Origin of the sequence: Actinomadura sp. KC345 (assembly GCF_004348515.1) — a bacterium.
GTDB lineage: Bacteria > Actinomycetota > Actinomycetes > Streptosporangiales > Streptosporangiaceae > Spirillospora.
Window position 1 is genome coordinate 1 of the sequence record NZ_SMKH01000399.1, and the last position, 5,757, is coordinate 5,757.

6 protein-coding genes are annotated in these 5,757 nt (G+C 71.1%); 1 reads left to right on the forward strand and 5 read right to left on the reverse strand.

What is annotated here, in order from left to right; genetic code table 11:
• On the reverse strand, positions 1 to 271 hold a 271-nt coding region (locus tag E1281_RS36505), incomplete at its 3' end, for an acyl-CoA thioesterase (protein WP_131884270.1).
• A 169-nt stretch (positions 272 to 440) separates the two neighbouring features.
• On the opposite strand from E1281_RS36505, the gene E1281_RS36510 reads away from it, so the two are divergent.
• A complete protein-coding gene (locus E1281_RS36510; protein ID WP_131884271.1) occupies positions 441 to 1,178 on the forward strand; it encodes an FCD domain-containing protein in 738 nt (245 codons plus the stop codon).
• 39 nt (positions 1,179 to 1,217) lie between these two features.
• On the opposite strand, the gene E1281_RS36515 is transcribed toward E1281_RS36510, so the two are convergent.
• From E1281_RS36515 to E1281_RS36530, 4 genes are read right to left on the reverse strand one after another with little or no spacing between them, the layout of a single operon-like run.
• Positions 1,218 to 2,429 carry a cytochrome P450 gene (locus E1281_RS36515; RefSeq protein ID WP_165959262.1) on the reverse strand — a complete coding sequence of 404 codons (1,212 nt, stop codon included), beginning with the start codon at positions 2,427 to 2,429 and terminating at the stop codon, positions 1,218 to 1,220.
• A gap of 8 nt (positions 2,430 to 2,437) precedes the next feature.
• Entirely contained in the window at positions 2,438 to 3,703 is a 1,266-nt protein-coding gene (locus tag E1281_RS36520) for an amidohydrolase family protein (RefSeq protein ID WP_131884273.1), read from the reverse strand.
• On the reverse strand, positions 3,700 to 4,494 hold the full coding sequence (locus E1281_RS36525; protein WP_207943718.1) for a class II aldolase/adducin family protein: 795 nt from the start codon (positions 4,492 to 4,494) through the stop codon (positions 3,700 to 3,702). The genes E1281_RS36520 and E1281_RS36525 overlap by 4 nt, the downstream gene beginning before the upstream one ends.
• A gap of 15 nt (positions 4,495 to 4,509) precedes the next feature.
• Positions 4,510 to 5,736, reverse strand: coding sequence for an ABC transporter substrate-binding protein (locus E1281_RS36530; protein ID WP_131884274.1), 1,227 nt, complete (start codon positions 5,734 to 5,736; stop codon positions 4,510 to 4,512).
• Positions 5,737 to 5,757 lie beyond the last annotated feature (21 nt).

Below are 5,757 nucleotides of genomic sequence, written 5' to 3' on the forward strand. Positions count from 1 at the left end.
CCTCCGGGGCGGACGGGTCCACGCAAACCAGGGTGAGGGTGGCGGTGCTCGCGCGGGTGCCGTCCTCGCGGACGAACTCGTAGCGGGTCTCGAACGAGGAGCGGCCCACCCGTCCCGCGAACATGCGGCACTCGACCTGGTCGAACAGGGTGATCGTGCGCTCGTACTCGGCCGTCGACGCCCGGGTGACCACGGCGACGCCCAGGCGGGACGGGAGTTCGTCGAAGCGGAGGCCCTGGAGGAACCACCATTCGGTGTGCGTGCGTTCCATCCAGCGTTGATAGTTGGCGTAGTACACGATCCCGGCGGGTCGCAGTCGCCGTACGACAGGCGGAACGTCACGCGGTGGAGCGGTTCGGCCGGCACGGATCCCCCTTCTGCGGGTGCTAAGATTTAGATGTTAGGGGCCTCTGGCCCATCTCAGTCATGACGGGGGACCGGTGGAGGGAACGCGCCCGGCGCGCATTCGCCAGCCCCGCCTCGCCGACATGGTCGCCTCCGTCCTGCGCGAGCGGATCGTCAACGGCGAACTGGCCGACGGCGAGATCATCGGCCCGCAGGACGACCTGCTCGCCGAGTTCGGGGTGAGCAAGCCGTCCATGCGGGAGGCGCTGCGCATCCTGGAGTCCGAGGGGCTCATCACGGTGCAGCGCGGCAACAAGGGCGGCGCGATCGTGCACGTCCCGCGCACCGAGACGGCGGCGCAGGCCATCGATCTGGTGCTGCGGACCCGCCACTCGGCGCCGGACGACATCGCGGTCGCGCTCGTGCGGCTGGAGCCGGTGTGCGCGGGCCTGTGCGCCGAGCGTCCCGACCGGGCGAGCACCGTCGTCCCGGCCCTGGAGGCGGCGCAGCGCGACGTCGAGGCGCACCTGGACGACCCGCTCGGCTTCACGCGCGCGGCCCGCGGCTTCCACGCCCAGCTCGTGTTCGGCTGCGGGAACGCCGCGATGGCCGTGGCGGTCGGCGCGCTCGAACGGCTGTGGACGGCCGCCGAGGAGGAATGGGCGGGCGGCGCCGCCGGACGCGGCGAGTTCCCCGGGACCGACCAGCGCTCCCAGGGCATGACCGCGCACCACCGGCTGATCAAGCTGATCGCGGCCGGCGACGCCGCCGGCGCCGAACGCGCCGCGCGCCGCCACCTCACCGCGGCCCAATGCCACGTCCTCGACGACTGAGAGGGCGGGAAGAGGCCGGGTCTCCGCCCCTTCCCGCCGTCAACGGGACCAGGCGATGGGGAGGCTGGCAGGGCCCCACATCATGAACGAGTCGACGCGGACCGGTTCGCCGTCCAGCCGGAGGCCGGGGAGGCGCTCGCCCAGCAGCCTCAGCGAGATCCTCGCCTCCAGCCGCGCCAGCGCCGCGCCGGGGCACAGGTACCGGCCGACGCCGAACGACAGGTGACGCCGACGCAGGTCGGCCACGTCGCGGTCGAGCCGGAAGGTGTCCGGGTCGTCCCACGCCTCCGGGTCCCGGTTCGCCGACGCGTACAGCCCGTGCGCCTTCGACCTCTCCGGGATCTCGACGCCGTGCAGGACGACCGGACGGGTGTTGGTCCGGTAGAGACCGAGGACGGGCGGGTCGTAGCGCAGGCTCTCCTCCACGGCCGCGTCCACCGACTCCGGGTGCGACCGCACTTCGTCCCATAGGCCGAGGGACAGGAGCCGCCACACCGCGTTGGCGATCAGCGATGTCGTGGTCTCGTTGCCTCCGACCAGCAGGAGGAGGATCAGCGGCAGCAGTTCCTCGTCGGTGAACGGGCGGCCGTCGTGCTCGGCGGTGAGCAGGGCGGTGAGCAGGTCGTCGGGAAGCGCCTCCGGGCCGCGGGCGGCGAGGGTCTCGCGGCGCTGCGCCAGGATCGCCCCGAAGTACGCGTCGATCTTGGCGCGGGCCGCGCCCTGCACGGCCGGGTCGGCGGCGTTCTGACCGGCCATGAACTGGTCCGACCAGTCCTTGAAGTCCTCCCGGTCGGCGGCGGGCACACCGAGGATCTTGGCGATCACCAGGACGGGCAGCGGGATCGCGAACGACTCGCACAGGTCGGCGCGGCCGTCCTGCGCGAAGCCGTCGATCAGCCCGGCGGCCGTCGCGGTGATCCAGTCCTCCAGGGCGGCGGTGCGGCGGGCCGTGAACGCCGACGTGACCAGTTTCCGGTAGACGGTGTGCTCCGGCGGGTCGGACTTCAGCCCGCCCTCCCGCGTGTAGATCGGGCCCTGGCCCCACTCCGACGACCAGAGCCGCCAGTCGCCGAAGAACTCGGCGACGTCGGCATGCCGCGAGAGTGTGTAGAAGCCCTTCTCGCCGAAGCCCGCGTGGTGGTGCACCGGGCATCCGGCACGCAGCGCGCGGTGCGCGGAGGCCGGGTCCTCCAGCACCTCCGGGGAGAACGGGTCGTACTCCCCGGAGGCGCCGGCGCCCGATGAGCGCATGAGCGTCATCAGAAGGCGTTCGGGTCGGTCTGGATCTCGGCCGGGACGGGGTGCCGGTACAGTTCGGCGGCGTTCTGCCAGGTGAAGCGCTGCACGTCCGCGTCGGGCAGCCCGCCGATCTCCGACTCGATGACGGCCTGGGTGTCCGGCCACGTCGAGTCGCAGTGCGGGTAGTCGCTCTCCAGCAGGATGTTCTCCACGCCGATGCGGTCGCGGAGCGCGAACGACGACTGGTCCTCGACGGCGCAGAACCAGAAGTTGCGCTTGAGCACCTCGGCCGGGGTGAGGCCGATGTCGGGCGTCCACGTCCCGTACATGTCGTGGTAGCTGAGCATGTGGTCGAGCCGGTCCATCAGCCCGGCGACCCAGCCGATGCCGCCCTCGCTCAGGCAGATCTTCAGGTCCGGGTAGCGGACGGGCAGCAGCGAGTACAGCCAGTCCACGGCGGCGAACATCGCGTACCCGAAGAACAGCACGCCGACCGTGTCCGGCGGGGCGTCGTCGGCGGTGGCCGGGGACGTCCCCGAGGAGCCGATGTGCAGGTTGACCACCGTGCCGGTCTCCGCGCAGGCCCGCATGATCGGGTCCCAGTGGCCGGTGTGCAGGGACGGCAGGCCGAGCTTCTGCGGCGCCTCCGAGAACGTCACCGCCTTGAAGCCGCGCTCGGCGTTGCGGCGGATCTCCTCGGCGCCGAGTTCGGGGTCGAGCAGCCACGGGATCTGGCAGGGGATGATCCGGTCCGGGTAGGAGCCGGCCCACTCCTCCAGATGCCAGTCGTTCCACGCGCGGACGGAGGCGAGCGCCAGTTCGGTGTCGGACGTGGTGAGCTGGAGCCGCTGCCCCGCGAAGCCCGGCAGGAACGACGGGAAGTTCAGCGACCCGTAGATCCCGGCGAGGTCCATGTCCTTGATCCGGTGGTGGATGTCCCAGGCGCCGCGCCGCATCTCGTCGAACCGGGACGGCTCGAAGCTGTACTCGGACACGGGACGCCCCACGACCGCGTTGAACCCGACGTTCGGGAAGTCGTTGCCGTCGTAGACCCAGGTCTCCGCGCCGCCGTCCCGCTCCACGATCTTCGGGGCGCGGTCGGCGAACTTGGCGGGCATCCGGCCCTCGAAGGTGTCCGGCGGCTCGACGATGTGGTCGTCGACGGAGATGACGGTGTACTTGCGTTCGCGCGGCTCGGGCTCGGGCAGCCAGGTCGGCCCCTCGGCGCCCTTGCCGCCGGTCGTGAATCCGGTGTTGGCCGCGAGGTCGTCGATGTTGATGCTCATTCCACCACCTCCGGGTGGTCGCGGAGCAGCGCGCGGACGGCGCCGTTCCAGTAGAAGTCGGTCCCGCGTTCCAGCAGCGAGGCCTTCATGCTCCGCCGCAGGCCGGGTGCCACGAGGGTATGGTCCCGCCCGGAGACCAGCACGTCGTACATCAGCCGGCACTGGCGCTCGATCGTCGCGGACCGGTAGGTCGCCTCCTCGACCGACGGGCCCGTCACGATCACGCCGTGGTTGGCGAGCAGCACCACCGACTTGTCGCCGATCCGGTCGGCGAGGTCGGCGCCGAGGTCGGCCGTGGCGACCTCACCGGTGTACTCGTCCACGAACGCCAGGTCGCCGTCGAACATCGACCCGGTCTGGTGCAGGAACTCGGGCAGCACGCCGAGCGCCGCCAGGACGGTCGCGTGGTACGGGTGGTTGTGCACGACGGCCCGGACGTCGGGGCGGCGGCGGTGCAGCTCGGTGTGGATGTGGATGGCGGGCGTGACGTCCCACCGGCCCTCCAGGACCTCCGCGTCCGGGGACACCCGGCAGATGTCGGACGCGGTGATCTCCTCCCACCACAGCCCCCACGGGTTGATCCACAGATCCTCGGTGTCGTCCACCCGGACGGTGATGTGGCCCGCGATGTTCTCGGTGAAGCCCGACCGTCCCAGGATCCGGAACGCGCACGCGAGCTTCTGCCGGTCGCCGAGGTCCCTTCCGATCGGAGGCATCATCCGGGGCGACCACTCGGCCGCTCCTCCCGCGACCGGGGCCGGTTTCGGCGGGCGGTCGATGTCCGCTGTCACGGCTCCTCCTTCCCGTCAGCCGCAAGCCGGCTGGTACGTGGGCCACTGGCGGCCCGGTTCGGCGTTCTCGAACTGCATGAGGATCAGGCCGCACAGCCCGTCGGTGCCGCTGTGCTTGCCGGGCTTGAACGACAGCGTGTAGCCCTTCTGCCCGAACGAGGCCGGGTAGCCGGACACCTGCTCCAGGGCCTTGTTGATGGCCTCGCCGTCCACCTTCGCCCCGGCCTCCCCGATCGCCTTGGCGAGCATCCCGATCGCGTCGTACGCCTGCGCGTCGTAGGCGGTGACCTGGACGTCCTTGCCGCGCCGGCTCGTCAGGACCTTCTGCAGCGCGGCGGTCTTCTCGTTCTCCCCGGTGATGGAGCCGACGAAGACGAGCTTGTCCAGCGCGCCCGGCTTCGCCTGCCTCCACAGGTCGGGCTGGTTGCCGATGGACGCGAGCGAGAAGCGGTCGACGTCCGGGATGAGCTGGTGCGCGGTGTTGTGGACGAGCACCTCCATCTGGCCGCCGAGCGCGGCGACGAGCATCGCGTCCGGCTTCGCCTGCTTGATCTTGGTGACCTGCGCGGTGACGTCGCTGGCGTCCACCGGGGCCATCTCCGTCGCCACCACCTCGATGCCGGCGGCGCGGATCGGGTCCATCAGCGCCTTCTCCATCCCGGCGATGGAGGCGCTGTCGTCCTTGAACAGGGCGAGCTTCGTGTACCCGGCCTTCTTGAACGCCTGGGCGTAGACCTTGCCGAAGTCCTCGGTCGGGTTGGCGAGCGAGTAGGCGTAGGCGCCGTCGGGACCCGCCCCGATGCCCGGGGTGATGTTCACCGGGGCGATGGCGGGCACCTTCTGCTGCTTGAGCAGCGTCTGCACCTGGAGGACGGACTGCCCGCCGGAGTTCATGATGACGGCCGACGCGCCCTGGCTGATCAGCTGCCGGACGACGGTCGGCGCCTTCGTCGCGTCGTTGTCGTCGCTCTTGACGACCAGCTTCAGCTTCTTGCCGCCGATCCCGCCCTTGTCGTTGATCTCCGCGACCGCGTCCTTGACGGTGGCGCCGACGATCGACGCGTACGCGGCCGCGCCGCCGGAGAGGTCCTGGTCCATCCCGATGACGATGGTGTTCTCGTCGGCCTCCGCCGACCCGGCGCCGGACGTGCACGCCGTGAGCGAGAGCGCGGGCAGCGCCGCCGCGATCAGGACGGCCGCCTTGCCGGCTCTGCCGCGCGGCCTCGGAACGATTCTGGTCATGGGGGGTCCCTCCTAGGGGTG

Bases quoted from the DNA above. Each gene is read 5' to 3' on its own strand.
- E1281_RS36515 (WP_165959262.1), bottom strand. From the start codon at position 2,429: ATGCGCTCATCGGGCGCCGGCGCCTCCGGGGAGTACGACCCGTTCTCC.
- E1281_RS36520 (WP_131884273.1), bottom strand. From the start codon at position 3,703: ATGAGCATCAACATCGACGACCTCGCGGCCAACACCGGATTCACGACC.
- E1281_RS36530 (WP_131884274.1), bottom strand. From the start codon at position 5,736: ATGACCAGAATCGTTCCGAGGCCGCGCGGCAGAGCCGGCAAGGCGGCC.